This is a genomic window from Collinsella aerofaciens (genome assembly GCF_005844325.1).
GTDB classification, from domain to species: Bacteria; Actinomycetota; Coriobacteriia; order Coriobacteriales; family Coriobacteriaceae; genus Collinsella; species Collinsella aerofaciens_G.
Genome location: NZ_SPFY01000020.1, coordinates 17,989 through 40,017, shown reverse-complemented (window position 1 = coordinate 40,017; position 22,029 = coordinate 17,989). Strand labels below are relative to the sequence as shown.

The following is a 22,029-nucleotide window of genomic DNA, read 5'->3' as shown; positions in this document are numbered from 1 at the left end:
CGACACGCATAAAAAGCCTCCCATTTCTCGTGTCCAAGAAATGGGAGGCAGTTCAGAATTCATCCCCGGCGCGCCTTATTTGTGATGTGGCAAAGAGACTGTCCCTTTGTCACATTATGCGAACTGGCTCAGATAGAGGTCGGCGTAGGCACCCTCGGCAGCCAGCAGCTCCTTATGCGTGCCCTGCTCGATAATGTTGCCGTGATCCATGACCAAGATCAGGTCGGCGTCCACGATCGTCGACAGGCGGTGCGCGATCACAAAGCTCGTGCGCCCGCGCATGAGCGCGTCCATGGCACGACCGATGGCAAGCTCGGTACGCGTATCCACGCTTGAGGTCGCCTCGTCCAGGATGAGAATCGCCGGGTTATTGAGCAGCACGCGTGCGATGGTCAGCAGCTGACGCTGGCCCTGGCTGATGCTTTCGGCATCGTTGGCCACGCGCGTGTCATAGCCCTGCGGCATGGTGCGCACAAAGAAGTCGACCTGCGCGGCGCGCGCAGCCGCCACGATCTCCTCACGCGTCGCCTCGGGACAGCCGTAGGCGATGTTTTCGGCAATCGTGCCATCGAACAGCCAGGCGTCCTGCAGCACCATGCCAAACTGCTGCCGTAGCTCGCCGCGGTCCATGCGGCTCGTATCCACGCCGTCGAGCGTAATACGCCCGCCGTCAATCTCGTAGAAGCGCATGAGCAGGTTGATGAGCGTCGTCTTGCCCGCGCCCGTGGTTCCCACCACGGCAATCTTCTGGCCCGGCTCGGCGGTAAACGACACGTCGTGCATAAGCGGCTTGTCGGGCGAATAACCAAAGCGCACGTGCTCAAAGGAGACGCGACCCTCAACGCGACCCGGCAGCTTGGCGGCCTCGTCCGGCAGCGGATCGGCCTCCATCTCGGGCTCATCGAGCAGGTCGAACACGCGCTCCGCACTCGCCAACGCGCTCTGCAGCGAGTTGAAGGTAAACGACAGCTGCGTCATGGGTTCGGACGCCTCGTAGATAAACTGGAAGAACGCCTGGAACACGCCGACGGTCATGTGACCGGCAACCAGCATGCTGCAGCCCACCAGCGCGATCACGATCTGCGCCAAACGGCCGATAAAGCGCACCGCAGGGCCGACGGCATTGATCATAAAGTCGGCCTTGGCACTCACGCGTGCCAGCTCGCCCGAGGCCTGGTGCACCTCGGCAGAACTTTGGCGTTCGCGGTTAAACGCGCGGATCACCAGACGGCCCGAATAGCCTTCCTCGACCGCACTCGTAATCTTGGACACCCACTCCTGGCGCTCGCCCGTCACATCGTGTGTGCGGCGCGAGACGACCTTCGTCACCAGCAGCGACAGTGCCGTAAAGAACAGAAAGACGAGCGTAAGCTGCACGCTGAACACGAACATCACGCTCACAGCACCAACAACCGTGCCGATCGACACGAGCAGCTGCAGCAATCCGCGCTGCATGCTCTCGGACATCTTGTCCAGGTCGTTGGTCGCGCGGCTGACGACCTCGCCGGGACGATGCGCGTCAAAATAGGCGAGCGGCAGACGGTTGAGCTTTTGCGCGATGCGGTTGCGCAGGCGCAGATTGAGACGCTCAGCGACGCTCGACATCAAAAAGCTCTGGAGCGCATAGAACGAGGCAGCGGCAGTCCAGATCATAAAGTAGACGAAAATGGTCTTGCCGCAGTTCTCCCAGGTGATGCTGAAAGTGGTGTCGTTGGCAAACGCCACCTGAATGTGGCCCCACAGCTCATCGATCACGCGGGCGCTATATGCCGGCGCGGCGGTGTTAAAGATGACATAGAACACAATGCTCGCGAACACGATATAGAAGCGCCAATGGTCGCCGGCAGCCTCACTCCACAGGCGGCGCACCGTCGCCCAGGTATCCCGAGGCGTCTCGTCCTCGTCTTCGTCGTCCACGTCGCGCATACGCTCTGCCTCGGCGCGGGCGCGCTCGTCCTCGGCACGTTCGTTTTCCTCGTAGAGCGCTTGGCGGCGAGCCTCGCGCTCCGCCGCCTTGGCGGCTTCGTCCAGGTCGGGCGCGACGCCCGTCTCCTCGACTGTCTCTACAACCGCAGCGCCATCGACGATGCCCTGCTTCTTGAGCTCCTCGGTCATGCTACTCACCTCCCTTCATCTGCGATTCCGCGATTGCGCGGTACACCTCGCAGGTTTCCATGAGCTCGTCGTGCGTGCCTAGGCCCACGATCTCGCCGTCTTTGAGCACCACGATCTGATCGGCATGCAAAATAGTCGAGATGCGCTGGGCGATGATGAGCACCGCGGCATCGCACGTCTCGTCCTGCAGCGCATGGCGCAGTGCCGCATCGGTCTTAAAGTCCAGGGCCGAAAAACTGTCGTCGAAGATATATAGATCGGCATGCTTCATGAGTGCGCGGGCAATCGCCAGGCGCTGGCGCTGACCACCCGAGAAGTTCGTGCCGCCCTGGGCCACCGGCGTATCGAGCCCCTGGGGCTGGTCGAGCACAAAGGTGCTCTGGGCAACCTCCAGCGCATGGAGCATGTCAGCCTCAGTCGCGTCTTCGTTGCCAAAGCGCAGGTTGCTCGCCACCGTACCCGAGAACAGCCATGCCTTCTGCGGCACATAGGCGATACGCCCGCGGATGTCGTCTTGCGAAAGGTCGCGCAGATCGATGCCATTCAGGCGAATGGCGCCCTTCGTGGCATCGTGGAAGCGAAGCAAGAGCTTGGCCACCGTCGACTTGCCCGAACCCGTCGAGCCTACAATCGCCGTGGTCTGGCTACGGCGACAGGCAAAGCTCAGGTCGCACAGGGTATCCTCGTCGGCATCGTCAAAACGGAACGACATGTGGTCGAACACGGCCACCGCGTCGGCACCGTCAACAGACTCCGCCGCGCACGTGTCCAGCGTGCGCTTGCCGTCCACGATGCTCGGCTCAATCTCCAACACCTGCTGCGCACGGTTCAGGCATGCGGCGGCGCGTGGGAGCGTCAGAATCACCATCTGCGCCGTCATCACAAAGAACAGGATCAGGATCGCGTACTCCAGCACGGCCGAGATGCTACCGATTTGCATGGCGTGGACGCCCACGCGGTTGCCGCCCACCCACAGCACCGCCACCTCGGCGATATTCATCAAAAAGAAGCTGGAGCTGTCGAGACCCACAAACAGGTGGTTGACCTTGATGGCATTGGCCGCGTAATCGCTAAACACCTCGTCCAGGCGCTGCTCCTCGTGGCGCTCCTTGTTAAATGCGCGGATGACGCGCACGCCCACGATGTTCTCGCGCAGCACCACGTTCATGCGGTCGATAAAGCTCTGCAGGCGCATAAAGATCGGCGCGGCGTTGGCAACGGTAAAGACCGCCGCCACCAGCACGATCGCAACCACCACGCCCAGCAGCGTACCCATGGCGGGATCGATGAACCAAGCAAAAATGATGCCTGCCACGGCCAAGAACGGCACCGGCAGCACCAGCTGAATCGTCTGAAGGACAGCTTGCTGAATCACGTTGATGTCGTTGAGCGAGCGCGTGATCATCGAACCCGTGCCAAAGCGCTCAAAGTCGCTGGCGGACAGCTCGAGCGACTTGTCGTACACGGCATTGCGGATATCGCAGGCCACGTTGGCGGCCAGGCGCGCCGAAAGATAGCAGCCCAGCACCGTGCCGCCGCTGGCCATGCCGGTCGCGATAAGCATGTACAGGCCGTTGCGTAATATATAGTCGACATCACCCGTGGTAATACCGGTGTTGACCATGTTCGCCAGCATCGTGGGAACCAACAGCGTACCGACGTTATCTATCAGCACCGCAAACAGCGTCACCGCAATCAGACCGCGGTACGGCCTCATAAACCTCATTAAGAGTCGCATGCGTCCCCCTCGCCCTTATCGTCAGTCTCGTTCTCGGCGGCCACTTGCCGTTTAAATGCCTCGCACTCTTCGTTAAGAACATGGGAGAACTTACCGACCAAGCGCATGATCTCGCACTGTTCCCACGGCTCGAGCGCCTCGAATGCCTGTTGCTCGGCTTTTTGCGCCGGCAACGCGTAGCGCTTGGCAAACCGCACGCCTTCTTCGGTCAGTCGTACAACCTTGTTTTTACGACTGCCCTCGGCAAACTCCAACGTCGCAAGCCCTCGCGCCCTAAGCGTTTTAATCGCCGAATTGATGGTCTGTTTGCTGTAGAACCATTCACTCGTCAGCCGACTCACGGCAACGCTTCCGCCCGCTGCACTCGTGTCGACGAGCATCCAGTAGGCGCAGTCCGAAAGGCCGCAGGCGCGCGAGAACTCCGAATAGATATGGTCGAGTCCATTGAGCAACCGATCGAAGTCGACCAGCGTAACCGCACTATTCATCTATCCCACCATTCAATTGTCCGATTTTTGACCAATTATGTGTCTCTAGATTAGTCCGAGTTTTGACTATCGTCAACAGGCTCTCCGCAAATGCGTGCATTTTTATGGCCTATCGGCAGAAAAAGACCGCCGGCGCGGGGGCGGCGCCAGCGGTCACGTGAAAATCGGGTTTTATTGCCTGTTAAGCGGCGACGGCCTCATAGACCGTAGCGCCCGAGAAGCTGTCATGCAGGCTCTTGCCGGCAATCCACGGCAGCTCGACGACCTCGCAGACCGTGTTGACCAACTCAGAACAGTCAGTAAAGTGGCCCTTGTCGTTGAGGGCCTCGCAATCCTGAACACGCCAATAGCCATCGGTGTGCGTGATGTAGTACTCGTGATCGTTGATCGACACGAAAGCGCGCGTCTTGGAACGCAGCAGCTTCAGAAATCCTTCGAAATCGGTCTCGACGACATCTCCAGCCTGGAACATGATGTTACCTCCTGGCCCGGCGCCACCACGGCGCATTGATAAACGTTGGTACTCCTTTAGTAAAACCCTTATCAGAGGTTATGCGTTCGTCATTTAGGCAAGTGGTAAAAAACCGCAGGGTAGACGGGATAAAACGTTTAACCATCCCATTTGTTTGTCACATTATGAAGGTACTTTTATGCAAACCTACTTTCCCAATTGGAATCTATCCTTTTGGCCGGGCAATTGACCGTCTATCGTTTGAGCCCGACGGGTATGAACGGGGCATCTGCAACGCCACCGCAAGGAGACACCATGGAGACTATCGAAGCACTCATTCACCGCCGCAGCTGCCGCAACTACAGCGATCGTCCCGTCGAGGCCGAAAAGCTTGCACGTATTATCGAAGCCGGCCAATATGCACCGAGCGGCATGGGCCGCCAGCCGGTGACGTTTGTCGCCGTCACCGACCCCGCGACCGTCGAGCGTCTCTCGCAGCTCAACGCGCAAGTCATGGGCAGCAACAGCGACCCCTTCTATGGCGCCAAGACCGTTGTGGTGGTGCTGGTTGACCGCAGCGTGCCCACACATCTGGAAGACGGCTCGCTCGCCATGGGCAACCTGCTCAACGCTGCCTATGCGCTGGGCGTTGATTCGTGCTGGATTCATCGCGCCCACGAGGTTTTCGATTCGCCCGAGGGCCTGGAGCTACTGGCCAGTTGGGGTCTACCCGCCGACGGCAGCCTGCGCGGTGTCGGTCACTGCATTCTGGGCTATGCCGAGGACACGCTGCCCGAGCCCAAACCCCGCCGCGACAACGTGGTCTACGTAAGGTAATTAGTTCCGCCATTCTACCGAACGGCGGGCTCGTTGACGCTGCGCGGGCCGCATTCACGCCAATCTGACGTTCAATTTCGAGGGCGCGACCAGAAGGTCAGCGCCCTCTCATTTCACGTCACCTTGGCGCAAATGCGGCTCGCTCGCTTTTGGCGACTGACATCGAATGAGCCACTGTCTTGGGCAGCTAAAAAAGCCCCGTCCCAAATTAGCTGCCCCACTCGCAACTTATCCCGCCGATGGAGTTATTGCCGTTTCGCTCGTCTGATTCGCATCGACGTCGTCGCCTTGCTTGTCTTCGTCCTTTTGCACATCGGCGATGGTGGAGGCCGCCGCAACGATACCGCGCTGGGGCGCGACGCTCGTCTGGGCCTGAGCGCCCTCGACAACTTCTGTACCTACATGCGCGAGCTCGGGCGATTTAAACATTGCGTCCAAGTTGGCGCCACCGCCGGCATATCCGAGCGCAGCGAGCGCGATGACGATCACTGCAACGGCGGCCACGATCGGCACGTAGCGATGCCAGCCGGCGGGATTGAGCCCGCTGCGGCGAGCCGCCCCGCGGCTGATGTAGCCGAGCGTTCCGTCGTGCTTGAGCTTTGAGCCCACCACGCGTTTGCGGCCCCACAGCGAGGACTCTGCCTGCATTGCCAAGCGGGCGCTTGCCGAAGGATAGCCGTATTTAGTGCGCTTGAACGAGCCATCAAACCCCGAGGCGTGTTTGCCCCACGTCACCGATGTTGTGCGTCGGTTGACCGGCGCGGCACTCCGCCTTCTGCGGCTCGGTTTTGAAGTCTCAGCCATATGCCCTCGCACGCCGTAACCAAATCGAAACAATAACGCTTTGGACTGTAGCACACGCGTCGCGTGCGGTCACGGGCGCCTCGCTCAACGGTCATCGTCCTTCAGCAAGCGCCACAGCGTTGTACGGCTTATGCCCAGCACCTCCGCCGCACGGGTTCGGTTGCCGTGGAGATGATCTACAACCAAATGCGCGATATCTCGCTCGGTATCGGCCAGCGGTCGCAGGATATACAGGTCACTTTCGAGTGTCGGGGCGCCAAAGGTTGCGGTCTTAATCACGTCCTCTTGGGCGAGCACTTCCTCCGCCACAGTGCGGTCCACCGTGCCCGCCCCCACCAATATATACAGTCGTTCCGAGACCTCGCGGAGCTGCAGATAATTGCGCGGCCAGCGGTAAGCATCGAGCGTCTTCGCCGCCGCGGCAGACAGCGTGGGCGCTGACGTCCCAAATGCGTCAGCGAGATATTCCAAATAGCGCGCAACCTTCTTCGACGCGGCTCCCTGCTCGGCGATTGCCGGCGCCACGCTCACCGCACAGGCGAAGCGCTCGGTCACAAAAGCGGCTTGATCACTTTCGCTGCCGCCCGGCATGTCATTCGCCGTCAGCACCACATGGCAGCGCGTCGCCAACGCGGTGTCGGCCATCGTGGAAACGAGCTCGCGAAGGCGTTGGGGACCAACCGCATTCCAGTCCTCAATGCAAAGGGTCAGCCCCGTTTGGAACAGCGGCGATTCGGCGCTTTTGAGCACATGGCGCCAACCGCGATCGGTGAGTTCATCGAGCGCGACGGAAACAAAGGGCTGACCGGCAAAAGGACCGTCCAGATAGAGGCGCTTGGCGATCTCGACCTGACCCGCTCCCAGCTCGCCCTCGAGCATAAGGGGCACACCGCGCGCGTAACTCTCTGCAACCGGCGCAGCCACCGAGGCCGCCCCCTCAACGATGCCGTACGCGCTCGATTCGTAGCGAGCCTCAACTTCGTCGGCGTTGAGCCACTCGATACCCGCATGCGCCGCGGCACCGCGCACCTCGCGGACCACGACGACCCAAAGGCCCCCGCCCTCTTTGTCGGTGGGGCGAACGGTCAGGCTCAGGCGCGCACCCGCACGTCCCATAACCAGACGCGCGCCGTCTCCTATACGGTCGAGGCGCTCAGCGACAAAAGCCGCCACATCCCGCTCGAGCGCCGCGTCATTCATGGTCGAGATCGCGACGTCCCCACGCGCATCGATTGCCAATGCCGAGGCCCCGGCAGCAGCCAGGGCCTCGGTCAAGATGTTCAGCTTGGCATCGCTATCCATGATTTGCCCCTGTCCGCGGCGACATGCAGCCGCCGACGGTCGCACGACCGAGTGTTTCAAAATTGAACGATATTGCTCACCAAACACTATAGGGCAGAAAGCGCCGTCCTGCGAGTATAGGTGTTGCCCCGCATCGCCATCCTGGCGGGGCGATAAGAGCTCTTCGGGACTTATAAACCTGCGGACAAGCCATACCCGCAAGAGCTCCTATCGCTCCACCGTGAGAATGCGCTCACCAGCAACCAGCACGCAAACAAGCTACTTCTCTACCAGATTCCCAGTACGTGTTGCATTCCCAAACTCATGCACGCAATGCCAATCCAGCAGCAAAAGCCCAATGCGATGGGCTTGCCGCCCTTTTTGACCAGCTCGACGATATCGGTATTAAAGCCAATAGCCGCCATGGCCATCACAATAAAGAATTTCGACAGCTCCTTGATGGGCGCCGTAAAGGACGCGGGAAGCTGAAACACCGTGGTGATCACGCTCGCCAGCACAAAGAACAGCACGAACATGGGAAATGCGCGCTTAAACGAGAACGTGCTCTTGGCGTCGCCGCCGGCCTTGCGCGCCAGATGCATCTGCCAGCATGCGAGGACCAGCGTGATAGGAATAATGGCCAGCGTCCTGGTGAGCTTGACCACCGCGGCGCTCTCGAGCACATTGGCGCCGGGATGCATGCTGTCCCAAGCGCTCGCCGCAGCCGTTACGGACGAGGTGTCGTTAATGGCGGTACCGGCAAACAGGCCAAAGCCCTCGTTGGTCAGCCCGAGCATGCCGCCGAGCGTCGGAAACACGAGCGCCGCGATAACGTTAAACAGGAAGATGACCGAAATAGCCTGGGCAATCTCGCGATCGTCGGCATCGATGACGGGTGCGGTCGCGGCGATGGCAGAACCGCCACAAATCGACGAACCCACACCCACAAGCGTCGCGATCTTACCCGGCACGTTCATAACGCGGCAGAGCACAAAGGCGATGACAAGCGAGGTCGAGATTGTCGCCACGATAATCGGCAGCGACTGGGCGCCCTTGGACAGAATCTGGGAGAGGTTCATGCCAAAGCCAAGCAGGATAACCGCGTACTGCAAGACTTTTTTGGACGTATAGGTGACGCCGGCGGCGAGCTGTTCGCGACGATTCTTGGGAAAGACGAGCGCCAGGACCATGCCAAAGAGGATGGCGAATACCGGACCGCCGACCACCTCAACCTGTTTGCCGAGCAACGTCGCGGGAATGGCGATGATCAGGCAGAACAAGACGCCTTTCCAGCGCTCGCGTACGATATTTGCCAGTTGCATATGGGATTCCTTCTTTCTATTTCACGTTTGCGACGGCTTATGATACGGCAACATTGAGCACAGCCTTGCGCAAACACAGACTAAGATGCCGCGATAGTTCTCAGGCAACAGCCGAATTACCCACCGCGGAGAGCTGATTCGCGGCATAATTAACAACTGACATATGAGTTTGATAGAACAGTTGCGAGGCGCTATGGAAGAATCGATGCACGTCGGCGAGCAGGAAACGAGCCTACAGGACCAGTCCTACCACACCATTCGACGCAAAATCGTCTACCTGGACTACAAGCCGGGCGAAAAGCTGGGCGTCAAGCAGCTTTGCGATGACCTGGACATGGGTCGCACGCCCGTGCGCGAGGCTTTGGTTCGCTTGGCGCAGGAAGGCCTGGTGCGCACCGTGCCCCAGAGCGGCACCTACGTCTCGCCCATCAACCTCACCCTTGCCGAGAGTGCCTGTTACATCCGCGAGCATCTGGAAAAGCAGGTGATTGTGGAGTGCTGTGCGCGCGCCACGTCGGCCGGCATCGAGCAGCTCGACCGCGCCATCGTGCTGCAGGAAAAGGCCATGGCCGAGGAGGATCGCATCGGCTTCTTTTTGAGCGACAACCTCATGCATCACATGATTTTTAGCATCGCATGTCGCAGCACCGTGTGGTCGTGGCTCGAAGAGACCAATGCCGACCTGGAGCGCTTCCGCTGGCTGCGCGCCGCCACGCAGGTTCTCGACAATCAGGACATCGTGAACGAGCACAAGCAGATTCGCCGCGCTATCGCCGGTCGCGACCCCATCGAAGCGAGCTTTTTGGTCAGCAAGCACCTGCACATGATGTTCCGCAATCAAACCGAGGTTCTGGACCAGTTCCCCGAGTACTTCGAGACCAGCAAGCTCCGCTAACCTGCCAAATAGGGACAGGTTTATTTTGGCAGGTTTTATCCGAGCAAATGCAACAAGGCCCGGCTCCGTCTTGATGCGGAGCCGGGCCTTAGTCGCTAGAACGGCGGAACCAACTACTCGACCGTGACGCTTTTCGCCAGGTTTCGGGGTTGGTCGACGTCGCAGCCGCGCAGGATGGCGACCTCGCGGGCGAGCAGCTGCAGCGGGACGCTCGCCGTGATGGGGCTGAACACGTCGCGGACTGCTGGCACGCGGATAATGCAGTCGGCGATCTTGTTGATCTCCTCGTCGCCCTCGGTGGCAACGACGATGACCTTGGCGCCGCGCGCCTTGCACTCCATGAGGTTCGACACGGTCTTGTCGTAGATGGCACTCTTGGTGGCCACGGCGATGACAGGGAAGCCCGGGTCGATCAGCGCGATGGGGCCGTGCTTCATCTCACCGGCGGCGTAGGCCTCGGCGTGCAGGTAGCTGACCTCTTTGAGCTTGAGCGCGCCCTCGTAGGAAATAGCGGCACCCATGCCACGGCCCACGAACAGCGCCGACTGCGCGTCCTTGCACAGCAGGGCGGCCTCATGCACGGCCTCGGTTTGGGTATCCAAAATCCACTGGATCTGCTCGGCCGTATCGGAAAGCTCGCGGAACAGCATGCGCGCCTGCTTGGTGGTCAAGCGGTACTTGACCTGCGCCAGCAGCAGAGCCAAAAGCGTAAGGCTCACGACCTGGCCGATGAAGCTCTTGGTCGAGGCGACCGCGATCTCCTTGTTGGCCTTGGTGTAGATGACGCCGTCGCTCTCACGCGCCACGGGGCTGCCCACCACGTTGGTGATGCCGAAGACCTTGGCACCCTTGATGCGCGCATCGCGAATGGCGGCAAGGGTATCGGCCGTCTCGCCCGACTGGGACACGGCAACGACAAGCGTCGTCGGCGTAATGATGGGGTTGCGATAACGGAACTCGCTGGCCGCCTCCACCTCGGTGGGGATGCGAGCCCAGCCCTCAATGAGATTCTTGGCAATGAGGCCAGCGTGATAGCTGGTGCCGCAAGCGATCACGTAGACGCGGTCGATGTCGTTGAGCTCCTCGAGCGAAAGGCCCAGCTCGTCGATGTCGAGCTCGCCGGCCGGCGTCATACGACCAACCAGCGTGTCGCGCACGACGCGCGGCTGCTCGTGAATCTCCTTGAGCATAAAGTCGGGATAACCGCCCTTTTCTGCCATGTCCAGGTCCCAATCGATGTGGGTGACCTTGGGCTCGATAACGTTGCCGGCCTCGTCGGTGTACTCGACGCCTGCGGGCGTGAGCTTGGCAAACTGACCGTCCTCGAGCACCACGACATCGCGGGTGGCGTCGATGAGCGCGATGACGTCGGAGGCGACATAGGCGCCGGTCTCGCCCGCGCCGACCACGATCGGGGAATCCTTGCGGGCCACGGCGATCACGCCGGGCTCGTCAGCGCACACGGCGGCCAGACCATAGGCACCGACCACGTGGGTGCAAGCCTCGCGCACGGAGGCCATCAGGTCGTGCGTCTCGGCATAAGCCTCTTCGATCAGATGCGCGAAGACCTCGGTATCGGTCTCGCTCTTAAAGTGGTGGCCGCGACCCTCCAGCTCTTCGCGCAGCTCGGCGAAGTTCTCGATGATGCCGTTGTGGACGATGGCGATACGGCCGTCGCAGCTGGTGTGGGGGTGAGCGTTAACGACGGAGGGCTTGCCGTGGGTGGCCCAACGGGTGTGGCCGATACCGCAGGTAGCGTCGCTGTCAATGTTGGAAAGCTCGCTCTCCAAGCCCGCGACCTTGCCCACGCGGCGGATGACATCGAGGTGCGCCGCGGCGCCCTCGCCCACCTCGAGCGCGACACCCGAGGAGTCATAGCCGCGATACTCCATACGCTTGAGGCCCGTGACCAGGATGTTCTTTGCAATATCAGAGCCGGTGTAGCCGACGATTCCGCACATAAGATAAATCCCTTCGTTCGCGTGACTGCAAGACGTCCACGCACAAGGGGCGCTGAGACGTATAACGTTCGAGTATTGTACTCACGCAAACGCAAGCTGATATACCAGAAGTGGTATCTCAACTTAGATACCACTCGATGCACACACGTCCAGCCGGTCCAAACCACCACAAAGGTGCCTGCCCCCTTCGTGGTGGTCGCGCTGGCAATAGCGTTTGCCCAGATAAAACCTGCCAAAATAAACCTGTCCCTTTTTGGAAGGTTTGGGATGCTACAATCTGGCTTGTACTTGAAACGCATCAAAGGGGCCGCTATGGCAAAGGTAAAAATCAGCGACGTCGCGCGCGAGGCCGGGGTTTCGTTGGGCACGGTTTCCAACGCGCTCAACCACCCCGAAAAGCTGCACCCCGAGACCCTCAAGCTCATCAACGAGACCATCAATCGCCTTGGCTACCTGCCCAACCAAAGCGCCCGTCAGCTCGCGGGCGGCGCTACCAAGTCCTTTGGCCTGGTGCTCCCCCGTCTCGATCACGGTTTTTCGCTCCAAATCGCCAGCGGCGCCCACAACGAGGCCCGCAAGCACGGCTACGACTTGCTCATCGCCAACGCCGATAACGACGATATTCTCGAGGACCATTACCTGCGCTACTTTATGGGCACCCAGATGTCCGGCGTCATGGTTCAGCCCATGGCATCCCCCGACTGGCACCCCGCCATGACCAAGATGCCCGTGCCGATCGTCCATCTGGACATCCATTGCTCCGAGCCCGGCTACTACGTAGCGGCCGACAACGAGGCCCAGGGTCGCATCATTGCCGAACTTGCTATCGCCCGCGGCGCGCACCATATTGTCGTCGTCGGCCGAGCAGCATTTATGCAACTCACCCTGCGCGTCCTTGGCATTCATAAGGCGCTCGCCCTGCACCCCGATATCAAGATCGAAGTCATCGACGCCGGCGAATGGAATACCGCTGCCGACGGCTACGGCATCGGTGCCCAAATCGCCGAGCGCCCCGCGGACGAACGTCCCGATTTTGTCGTCGGCCTGACCGATGTGTTGGCCTCGGGTGTCGTTTCGGCACTGGTCGACAAGGGCATCTCTGTCCCCGGGCAAGTACGCGTGGCCGGATGCGACGGCAACCCGCTCGCTTGGAGCGGATCGGTCCCGCTCACTACGGTAGCGCCCCCGGGCTACGAGATTGGCCGCAAGGGTGTCCAACTGCTGATGGAGCAAATCGAGAACAAGGCCCCGGCAAAGATCAAGCATATCCGTGTCGGCTCCGCAGCGCGTACCGTCACCGCAGTCGCCGCCGAGGATATCAACCGCCAAGAACTGGTACGTCCGTTCCTACTGGAACGCGCCAGCACCCAGGCAAGCAGCCAGACCGACGCCACGGCCATCAACCTCGGTGCGTATCTATAGCACGCCCGCGAGTATGCTAAGTCGCCGCTTAAGCAAAAGGGGCCCGACCATTGCCGGACCCCTTTTGTTTAAGCGCAAACGTAAGCAATTGCTCGTTTCAACGCCGCAATTGTCTAGCGCACGGCCTTGACCGCCGCCGCCAGGTCGAACAACGTATCGAGCACGGCCTCGCAGCCATCCACCACGTCCTGCGGCAGCGGCACGATATCGGGGACGGCAAAGACATGGCAGCCGGCCGTAATGCCCGAGACGCAACCGTTGCGCGAATCCTCGACCACGGCACATTCCTCGGGAGCAAAGCCCGCGCGCTCGCAGGCGAGCAGATACATCTCGGGGTCGGGCTTGCCGTGCACGACGTCCTCGCCACACGTTACCGTTTCAAACTTGTCAAAGAGGCCAACCATCTTAAGGTTGCGCTCGGCCGTAACGAGGCGCGACGACGTCGCTAGACCAACGTGATAGCCCGCAGCCAGCAGCTCGTCTAGGCACTCGGCGGCGCCGGCCTTAAGTTCCAGTTCGGTCTTGACCATCTCGTCGCGAATCTCCTTGTGGCGACGATAGATCGCCTCGGTGGTTTCGTGGCTGCCATAATGCTTATCGAGGATGTCCATAACATCGGGCAGCGTGCGGCCGATAAACTGATGGATCAGCGCTTCATCAATCGCGAGCCCCAGCTCAGCGGCGCCTACCTTCCAGGCCTTAATCCCCAAACGCTCGGTATCGACCAGCGTTCCATCCATGTCAAAAATAACAGCCTTGATCATATCGGTCCCCCTCGCCGGATTGCATTACTGCCACTCTACCGCACTTTACAAGCTTGTATATAACGTATATAGCATATTGCACTTTCGTTACATAGCTGGAAGTCTTATGACAAGCAGCTCGGTGGGATTATAGTTTCATCCGAGCTTTAATTACTGTAAGGAACTTTCATGCTTTCAGACACCGCCGCACCCACAGAGGAGCTTCAGGACAAACTCGCAGCACTCGAGCAGCTGCTTTTGGCATACGGACGCGTCGCCATCGGCTTTTCCGGTGGTGTCGACAGCAGCTTTTTGGCCGCGGTCTGTGCCCGCATCATGCCTACCAATACCCTCCTCGTCCATCTCACCACGCCGCTCATCGGCACGCCCGAACAGACTTCGTTTGAGCAGTCCGTTGATGGACAGGCCAATGAGGGGCCGCATTTTAAGCTCCCCGTGCTCAATCTTTCGGTGGATCAGCTGCAGCTCCCCCAAGTAGCCTGCAACGATGCTAATCGCTGCTACCACTGCAAGCACGCCGGCTTTACCGCCATCGTCAACCACGCCAAGTCGCTCGGCTTTCCCACCGTCATCGATGGCAGCAATGCAAGCGATCGCGGTGACTACCGCCCTGGCATGCGCGCGGCAGAAGAGCTCGGCGTACGCTCCCCTCTCATGGAGGTCGGCTTTACCAAGGACGAAGAGCGCGAGCTGCTGCGCGCATGGGGCTATCCTGTTTGGAACCTGCCGGCGGGAGCATGTCTTGCCACGCGCGTCCCCACGGGCGAGGAGCTTACGCGCGAGAAGGTCGATTTAATCCGCGCCTGCGAGGATTACCTGCACGATCTTGACTTGGCTCAGGTCCGCGCACGCCTGGTCGGCGGCTGCATGCATATCGAGGCCGCACCCGCAGATGTCGCCAAGATTGCCGCCCTCGGCGGTGCCGCCGTCGACGACAAGGGCAAGACCCCGCTGCCCGCCGTTATCGAGTCCGCGCTGCGCGAGCTGGGCTGCGACCATATCTCCCCCGAGGTCACCCCCTACATCCACGGCAACATGAACCTTTAGATTACGCCGTTTTACAAACGGCGTAACTGCTCGGCGCTGCGCGGGCTCCGGGCACATATGCTCAACCTGGACTGCGTTAACTGACCTGTCAATAAGGGACAGGTTTGTTTTGGCAGGTTTTATCTTGGGAAAATATCGCGAGGCAGTCGCCCCTCTAGCACCCATCAAACTTCGAGAGACGATAGAGGGGCAATTCGGCTGCATCTACTTCTTCCGATAGCGGCGGTTGCGGCTCGTCGATGAACCCATTACTTCGATGAGCCCTTTATCCGTCATTTTTGGCAGATGGTAGCTGACGGACGAATTTTGGCATTCCGTCTCTCTAAAACAAGGCGCTTATCTCTCTAACTTTAGAGAGATAAGCGCCTTGTTTTAGAGAGACATTAAGAGAGATGTATCGAATTCGCTGCTAGATTGCCTAATGCTATCTCTCTAACCAACCTTCTCTTTAGAGAAACATTTAGAGAGATGAGCGCGACCTCTCTAATCAAGGGCTCCACTCTTTAAGGTGCACACTTCCTAACCGTGCCCTAAGTTGCGGTGAAATAACTCACGATTAGCCTGCCAAAAAGGGATAGGTTTATTTTGGCAGGTTTTATCTGGGGAAACGCAAACAGGGCCGCGACACCTATATGGCGTCGCGGCCCTTTTCCTTGGAGAAGGATCGATTGATTGAACGGGATAACCGTTCTAGTCTTCGAGTCCGCTATTGATGAGCTCCGCAATCTCAACGGGATCGGTGCTCGCGCGCACCTTGTCGCGGAAGCCGGCGTCCATCAGCATTACGGCAGCCTTGGAGAGCAGGCGCAGATGCGTGGTTCCAGCCTCGCCGGCAGGCACGTACAGCGCGAGCGCAACATCGACGGGCACCCCATCGAAGCTCGGCCATTCAACGGGCTCGGTCAGTTTAAGCACGGCAACGCCCGGCGTGTGGATCGCGTCGCTTTTGGCATGCGGAACGGCAAAACCGGCGACAAGGCCGGTCTCGGCCTCGTTCTCGCGAGCAATGAAGGCGGCCTCTACGGCAGATGCGTCATCGGCAAAGCCGAGCTCGATGGCCTGCTCGGACAAATAATGTAGGGCGTCCTCGCGCGAGGCGGCGGTATACCCGATTGTCACTTGGTTGGCAGATACAAATCCCATGGAAACCTTCCTTACAACACGGACCTGACCGCAGCTTCGATGCCGTCGGCGTCCAAACCGTACTTGTGCAGCAAATCGACCGCAGGGCCGGACTCGCCATACACATCGCGCACGCCGACGCGACGCATCGGCACCGGATGCTGCTCCGCGAGCACCGAGGCCACGGCCTCGCCAAGACCACCGATAATCGAATGCTCCTCGGCAGTGACCACACGACCGGTCTTCTTGGCGCTGGCAACCACCAGGCGCTCATCAAGCGGCTTGATCGTGTGCATATTGATGACCTCGGCATCGATACCATCGGCAGCGAGCGCCTCGGCAGCCTCAAGCGCCTCGGCGACCATAAGGCCACAAGCGATGATGGTCACATCGGACCCCTCGCGCACGACCACGCCGCGACCAATCTTGAACTCATAGTCCTCGTGATCGTTAATGACCGGCGTTGCCAGGCGTCCGAAGCGCATGTAGACCGGTCCCTCAAACTCATAGGCGGCGCGCACGCAAGCGCGAGCCTCGATGTCATCGGCGGGAACGATTACCGTCATACCCGGGATCGTGCGCATGAGCGCGATGTCCTCGCAGCACTGATGCGTGGCGCCGTCTTCACCGACCGAGATACCCGCATGCGTGGCACCGATTTTGACGTTGAGGTGCGGATAGCCAATGGAATTACGCACTTGTTCGTACGCGCGGCCGGCGGCGAACATGGCAAAGGTGCTCGCAAAGGCGACGTGGCCCGTGGTCGCAATGCCGGCGGCGAGCCCCATCAAGTTGCTCTCGGCAATGCCGGCATCGTAGAAGCGCTCAGGGTGCGCAGCCTTAAACTTACCCGTCTGCGTAGCGGCAGCCAGGTCGGCATCGAGCACTACAAAGTCATCGTGCTCATTGCCCAGCTCGACGAGCGCCTCGCCGTAGCTTACGCGCGTGGCGACTTTTTTGACCTCTGCCATTAGAGCTCCTCTCCTGCTGCCGCAAGCTCGGCCATGGCCTGCTCAAACTGTTCATCGTTGGGCGCCTTGCCATGCCAGCCAACCTGGTTCTCCATAAAGGAGACGCCTTTGCCCTTCACCGTCTCGGCGATGATAGCGACGGGCACGCCGGTCACCTCACGAGCCTCGGCGAAAGCCGCCTCAATCTGTGTCATGTCGTTGCCATCGGCTAGCTCGATCACATGCCACTTAAAGGCGCGGAACTTGTCAGCGAGCGGCATGGCCGAGTTGACCTCATCGATCGTGCCGTCAATCTGCAAGCCGTTGTGGTCGACGACGGCAACAAGATTGTCGAGCGCATGGTTGCCGGCAAACATGGCCGCCTCCCACACCTGGCCCTCCTCGCACTCGCCGTCGCCCAGCAACGTGTAGACGCGGTAGCTGTCACCCCAGTGCTTTGCGGCGAGTGCCATTCCAACCGCGGCGGAGATACCCTGACCGAGCGATCCGGTGGACATATCGATGCCCGGGGTGTCGTTCATGTTGGGATGGCCCTGCAGTCGGCTGCCAATATGGCGGAGCGTCTCGAGCTCTTCGACGGGAAAATAGCCGCGATTTGCCAACACCGAATACAGGCCCGGCGCCGCGTGACCCTTGGAGAGCACAAAGCGATCGCGATCGGCCTTGTGAGGGTCAGCAGGATCGATATTCATTTCCTCAAAGTACAGATACGTCATGATGTCGGCAGCACCGAGCGATCCACCCGGATGTCCCGACTTGGCCGCGTGAACCGCAGTCACGACACCCTTCCTGACCTCATTGGCGACCTTCGCCAGCTCCTGGTTGGTCATACGAATTCCTCTCTTGAGAACAACCCCGGCACCGGATGACGCGATGCCGGGGCAATCCACTCGTTAAGCCTGAGCGACGACCTTCTGCCAATCAGCCTCAAAAGAGGCAAGGCCCTGGTCGGTCAGCGGGTGATGCAAGCATTTCTTAAGAGCGGCCATGGGGACGGTCGCAATGTCGGCACCAAGCAGCGCCGCCTGGGTCACATGGTTGGGCGTGCGGACCGAAGCGGTGATGATCTCAACGGTGTCGTCGACGTTCTTGCCGGTCCAGTCATAGTTCTTGATGCAAGTCACAACATTGTCGAGCTGCGAGATACCGTCCTCGGCGATGTCATCGAAGCGCCCCACAAACGGGCTGATGTAGCGAGCACCGGCATTGGCGGCCATAAGGGCCTGCGTCGGCGAGAAGACGAGCGTCATGTTGACGCGCACGCCAGCATCGGCCAGCGCACGGCAGGCGGCAAGGCCGGCCTCGCACACGGGAAGCTTGACCACGATGTTGGGGGCGAGGGCGGCAAGGCGCTTGCCCTCCTCGATCATACCCTCGGCAGTGGTAGCGGTAGACTCGGCGGAAACGGGCAGGCCCTCGCAGAGCTCGGCAATCTTGAGCATATGCGGCTCAAAGTCGGCAAGCTTGCCGCCGGTCTTGGCGTACAGGGACGGGTTGGTGGTAACACCGGCCAGGCAGCCCCAGCTCTTGGCCTCGGCAATCTCGTCCAGATTGGCGGTATCGATAAAGAACTTCATGGTGAACCCCTTCAAAGGAAGCTAAAACTCAAAAGAATGGGACAAAGGGACTGCCCCTTTGTCCCATGTGCCGGGCCTGCAGCTGGGACATGCCCCAGGCCCGGCGTCGCGTAGGAAAAGCTACTTACTCGGCAAGAGCGGCCTCGATGCGGCTCGTGACGCCCTTGAGGTTAAGACCGACGACGTACTGCTTGATCGGGCGCTTGATGTGCTCGATCACAAAGCGCTTGCCGTCGATGTCTTGGGCAGCGAGGTTGCGATAGAGCTTCTCGACCTGCTCCTTGACCTCGGGATCGTTGAACGCATAGTGGCCGGAGACATCCAGGATCTTCAGGCTGAGCTCATCGTCGGCAAGGATGTCATCGACCTGCAGGTTGACGTCGTCGCCAGTCATCCACTTGCGCCAGCGCTCGGTCTTGATAGCCTTGACCAGCAGCGTGTGATACAGGTCAGAGGGGTCATCGCACAGACCGTTGTCGACCAGGATCTGCTCGGTGGCGCAGAGCTTGAGGTAGGCGCGGGTCTCCTCGGTGCCATACTGCGGAGCGACGTTGGAGGCGGTCACGTGTGCCGGGATGTGCTCGAGCAGCGTCGCGTCGTCCAGATAGTCGGCGTTGTGCTCCTTCAGGCCCACGCCATAGCGCTTGGCCATATCGGCAAGCTCGCGGGCGTTCTTGAAGTTGTAGTGACCGACCTGCTCCGTCCAGCGGGTAAGGGTGCCGGTCTGGCCGACGATAAAGGTGGGCATGGGGCAGCCGCGCTTCTCGAGCTCGGGCTGCAGCTGAGAAATGAACTCCTCGTACTTATCGGTAGAGGTCAAGCCGCCATTGGTCTCCTCGGTACCGACCTCATAGGCGACCTCGGGCAGGTTATGCTCGCGACGGTACTGCTCAAGGTAGTCGATAAGATCGATCGTGCGGCGAAGCACCACGTCGAGCGGAATAACCTTGCCGATCTGATAGGGATCCTTGGTGGGGTCGACCATCAGCAGGTCAAAGCCTGCCTCCATGTCGGCGACGAAGGACTTGCGGGCGAGCTCCATGGCCTCGTCCTCGGGCAGGTGAGCGTTACGCTCCTCGTCGCGCTGCCACGGACCGCCGTGATCTCGGCACAGGTAGTACGGACCGGTGTAACCCACCTCGTCGGCGACCTTCTTGATGTCGGCGGCAAAGCGCGTCTGGTCCCAACCGTTGACGTAGCCGGCGCCCATCTCGTCCATATCGACCTGGTTGCGGCTGGCGATAAACATGGGCGGGAAATCCTCGTCCTTGGCAAGCTCGAACACGGCCTGAATCAGGTTGGGGCTCATGGGGCCAATGCCGACCATGGTTGCGTGATCGCCGCTATCCTGCAGTTTGAGCATGCCCTGAACGGCCTGGCGGATGGTGAGGTTGGACATTTTGTTCTCCTTCTCCAGAGGATTTTTGACAAAAGTTCCCTGGGACCCAGATGTGGGCCCTATCAGTACGGATGGATTTTGTTGTGTAGGGGCGGTTGTGCGGAGTCAAATCCATCCCTCCGCACAACCGGAGTCCTTAAAGGTTTACTTGGCCTGCTTGTCGAGCGTGGGCTTCATGGCAATCAGGATTGCAGCGGCGACCACGGCGCCAATCACGATGTCCAGGCAGAACAGCGCGACGTTGTTGGTGGCAAGGGCGACGATAAAGCCACCGTGCGGGACGTAGCAGTCGATACCCTGGAAGGCGGCGAGCGCCGCGCCCACGGCAGAGCCGATGCAGATGCCGGGCAGGGTGTGGCCAAGGTCCTTGACCGCGAAGGGGATAGCGCCCTCGGTAATGCCGATGCAGCCCATGAACAGTGCGGAGATACCCATCTGGCGATCGGCGTCATCGAACTTGTTCTTGGCGATGAGCGCAGCAAGGCCGCAGGCAATCGGGGGAATGGCGACGGCGACGCGGAACATGCCGTTGGGGCCATAGATGCCGGAGGCCATGATGGCCATGGTAAAGGTCGAAGCGGTCTTGTTGATGGGGCCGCCCATATCGAAGGCGGTCATAACGCCAATGACCAGACCCAGGACAACTGCGGAACCGCCCTGCAGGCTGCCGAGCACGCCGGTGAGCCAGTCCATCACAAAGCCAAGCGGCGTGGCCAGGATGTAGATATAGGCCATGCCCAGGACAAGCGAGGTCAGAATCGGGATGATCAGGATGGGCATGATGGTCTGGATGGTGTTGTTGACCTTCCAGGTCTTCATCCAGCGGACAAAGTAGCCGCAGATGACCGCCATGATCATGGCGCCCAAGAAGCCGGTCGAAACGCTGTTGCCGTTAGGGGTAACGACTGCGTTGTTGACCAGGTAGCCCAGGACAAAACCGGGGGCGAGCGCGGGCTTGCCAGCCATCGAGTAGGCGATGTATGCCGCAAGCACCGGGATCATCATGGAGATGCCGGCCATGCCGATGGTGTTAAGACTCACCATCAGCGGGTTCGTAACCTCCATGCCGTTGGCGCCGGCGGTACCGGATGCCAGCGAGAAGGCGAGGAACACGCCGCCGATAACGACGATGGGGATAAAATAGGAAACGCCGGTATTGAATGCATTGAGCAGCGTCTTACCCGGATCGGCAAAGATAGACTGCTTGGACGCCGGTGTCGGGGCCTGCGGGGCAGCGGAGACGGCCTTCTTCTCTGCCTTGGCCTCGGCCTTGGGCGCGTCAACGGTACCGCCCGTCGCCTTGATAATCTCAACAGCCTGGTCGATGATCTTGACCGGATCGGCGATCACATCGGAAGTACCGACCTTGAGGAACTTGCCCTCGGCCATCTTCTGCTCAAAACGGTCCTCGTTCTCGACACCCACGTCGACGGACTCCAGGACCAGGTCGGCGGAGTCCACGTCTTCCTGCGTGAGCTCATTCTCGATACCCAGGCCACCCTGAGCCTCGACCTTGCACTCGATGCCACGGGCGGCGCATTCATCCTGAATCGCCTTCTGGGCCATATACGTGTGGGCAATACCAACAGTACAGGCGGCAACGCCTACGATCTTCATTGCTTCCCTCTTTTCATAGAGTTGCGTGCGCAAGACACCGTTTGCGGAGGCCTCCGGAGCATCCCCTGCCGTTTGGACTTGCTGTCTTTTCGACAAGAACAATATAGGTGCTCGTTTTTCTTAATGCCAGTTTATTTCGGTAAACGCGCAGGTCAGAGCGTTGGTTATGCGATTTAGTTATGCGTTTAACCAAAAATGAATCCTGCGATTTTGCCCTC

19 protein-coding genes are annotated in these 22,029 nt (G+C 60.1%); 4 read left to right on the top strand and 15 right to left on the bottom strand.

All coding sequences use genetic code 11. The features are described from left to right. Positions 1-114: 114 nt before the first annotated feature. From FGQ61_RS07095 to FGQ61_RS07080, 4 genes are all read right to left on the bottom strand, one after another. Positions 115-2,115 (bottom strand): ABC transporter ATP-binding protein, encoded by a 2,001-nt coding sequence (locus FGQ61_RS07095; protein WP_204986360.1) that lies wholly within the window; start codon positions 2,113-2,115, stop codon positions 115-117. A gap of 1 nt (position 2,116) precedes the next feature. Continuing rightward, a complete protein-coding gene (locus FGQ61_RS07090) occupies positions 2,117-3,841 on the bottom strand; it encodes an ABC transporter ATP-binding protein (protein ID WP_138375060.1) in 1,725 nt (574 codons plus the stop codon). Further along, a complete protein-coding gene (locus FGQ61_RS07085; protein ID WP_022094370.1) occupies positions 3,841-4,341 on the bottom strand; it encodes a MarR family winged helix-turn-helix transcriptional regulator in 501 nt (166 codons plus the stop codon). Before FGQ61_RS07085 ends, FGQ61_RS07090 begins: the two co-directional genes overlap by 1 nt. A gap of 181 nt (positions 4,342-4,522) precedes the next feature. Continuing rightward, positions 4,523-4,813 (bottom strand): hypothetical protein, encoded by a 291-nt coding sequence (locus FGQ61_RS07080; RefSeq protein WP_006235631.1) that lies wholly within the window; start codon positions 4,811-4,813, stop codon positions 4,523-4,525. 294 nt (positions 4,814-5,107) lie between these two features. On the opposite strand from FGQ61_RS07080, the gene FGQ61_RS07075 reads away from it, so the two are divergent. Next, on the top strand, positions 5,108-5,629 hold the full coding sequence (locus FGQ61_RS07075) for a nitroreductase family protein (protein ID WP_138375058.1): 522 nt from the start codon (positions 5,108-5,110) through the stop codon (positions 5,627-5,629). 228 nt (positions 5,630-5,857) lie between these two features. Here the strand turns inward: FGQ61_RS07075 and FGQ61_RS07070 are convergent, their stop codons facing one another. The 3 genes from FGQ61_RS07070 to FGQ61_RS07060 all read right to left on the bottom strand — a co-directional run bounded on the left by FGQ61_RS07070 (position 5,858) and on the right by FGQ61_RS07060 (position 9,036). Further along, entirely contained in the window at positions 5,858-6,433 is a 576-nt protein-coding gene (locus tag FGQ61_RS07070; protein ID WP_022094368.1) for a hypothetical protein, read from the bottom strand. Between the two features lie 84 nt (positions 6,434-6,517). Further along, positions 6,518-7,735, bottom strand: a complete 1,218-nt coding sequence (locus FGQ61_RS07065; protein WP_138375057.1) for a helix-turn-helix domain-containing protein — start codon at positions 7,733-7,735, stop codon at positions 6,518-6,520. A 266-nt stretch (positions 7,736-8,001) separates the two neighbouring features. After that, on the bottom strand, positions 8,002-9,036 hold the full coding sequence (locus tag FGQ61_RS07060) for a YeiH family protein (RefSeq protein ID WP_138375056.1): 1,035 nt from the start codon (positions 9,034-9,036) through the stop codon (positions 8,002-8,004). Positions 9,037-9,229: 193 nt separating this feature from the next. Here FGQ61_RS07060 and FGQ61_RS07055 point away from each other — a divergent pair, with 193 nt between their 5' ends. Next, positions 9,230-9,931: a GntR family transcriptional regulator gene (locus FGQ61_RS07055; protein ID WP_050766156.1), complete on the top strand. Its 702-nt coding sequence runs from the start codon at positions 9,230-9,232 to the stop codon at positions 9,929-9,931. 113 nt (positions 9,932-10,044) lie between these two features. Here the strand turns inward: FGQ61_RS07055 and glmS are convergent, their stop codons facing one another. Further along, positions 10,045-11,892: a glutamine--fructose-6-phosphate transaminase (isomerizing) gene (glmS, locus tag FGQ61_RS07050; protein WP_138375055.1), complete on the bottom strand. Its 1,848-nt coding sequence runs from the start codon at positions 11,890-11,892 to the stop codon at positions 10,045-10,047. Between the two features lie 312 nt (positions 11,893-12,204). On the opposite strand from glmS, the gene FGQ61_RS07045 reads away from it, so the two are divergent. Further along, on the top strand, positions 12,205-13,314 hold the full coding sequence (locus tag FGQ61_RS07045; RefSeq protein WP_229025940.1) for a LacI family DNA-binding transcriptional regulator: 1,110 nt from the start codon (positions 12,205-12,207) through the stop codon (positions 13,312-13,314). Between the two features lie 113 nt (positions 13,315-13,427). Here FGQ61_RS07045 and FGQ61_RS07040 read toward each other — a convergent pair whose 3' ends face one another. Next, the gene (locus tag FGQ61_RS07040; protein ID WP_138375053.1) at positions 13,428-14,078 is read right to left on the bottom strand and encodes an HAD family hydrolase; all 651 of its coding nucleotides are present in this window, start codon (positions 14,076-14,078) and stop codon (positions 13,428-13,430) included. Positions 14,079-14,246: 168 nt separating this feature from the next. Between FGQ61_RS07040 and larE the strand changes: the two genes are divergently transcribed. Next, positions 14,247-15,125 (top strand): ATP-dependent sacrificial sulfur transferase LarE, encoded by an 879-nt coding sequence (gene larE / locus FGQ61_RS07035; protein WP_138375052.1) that lies wholly within the window; start codon positions 14,247-14,249, stop codon positions 15,123-15,125. A 690-nt stretch (positions 15,126-15,815) separates the two neighbouring features. Here the strand turns inward: larE and FGQ61_RS07030 are convergent. The 6 genes from FGQ61_RS07030 to FGQ61_RS07005 form a co-directional block, all read right to left on the bottom strand. Beyond that, positions 15,816-16,268 carry a PTS sugar transporter subunit IIA gene (locus FGQ61_RS07030; RefSeq protein WP_055310174.1) on the bottom strand — a complete coding sequence of 151 codons (453 nt, stop codon included), beginning with the start codon at positions 16,266-16,268 and terminating at the stop codon, positions 15,816-15,818. An 11-nt stretch (positions 16,269-16,279) separates the two neighbouring features. Further along, positions 16,280-17,218, bottom strand: coding sequence for a transketolase family protein (locus tag FGQ61_RS07025; RefSeq protein ID WP_138375051.1), 939 nt, complete (start codon positions 17,216-17,218; stop codon positions 16,280-16,282). Continuing rightward, a complete protein-coding gene (locus FGQ61_RS07020) occupies positions 17,218-18,048 on the bottom strand; it encodes a transketolase (RefSeq protein ID WP_138375050.1) in 831 nt (276 codons plus the stop codon). Before FGQ61_RS07020 ends, FGQ61_RS07025 begins: the two co-directional genes overlap by 1 nt. 63 nt (positions 18,049-18,111) lie before the next feature. After that, positions 18,112-18,795, bottom strand: a complete 684-nt coding sequence (gene fsa, locus FGQ61_RS07015) for a fructose-6-phosphate aldolase (RefSeq protein WP_006235616.1) — start codon at positions 18,793-18,795, stop codon at positions 18,112-18,114. A gap of 124 nt (positions 18,796-18,919) precedes the next feature. After that, positions 18,920-20,194, bottom strand: coding sequence for a class II D-tagatose-bisphosphate aldolase non-catalytic subunit (locus FGQ61_RS07010; RefSeq protein WP_138375049.1), 1,275 nt, complete (start codon positions 20,192-20,194; stop codon positions 18,920-18,922). 144 nt (positions 20,195-20,338) lie between these two features. Continuing rightward, positions 20,339-21,811: a PTS fructose transporter subunit IIC gene (locus FGQ61_RS07005; protein ID WP_138375048.1), complete on the bottom strand. Its 1,473-nt coding sequence runs from the start codon at positions 21,809-21,811 to the stop codon at positions 20,339-20,341. Positions 21,812-22,029: the final 218 nt, after the last annotated feature.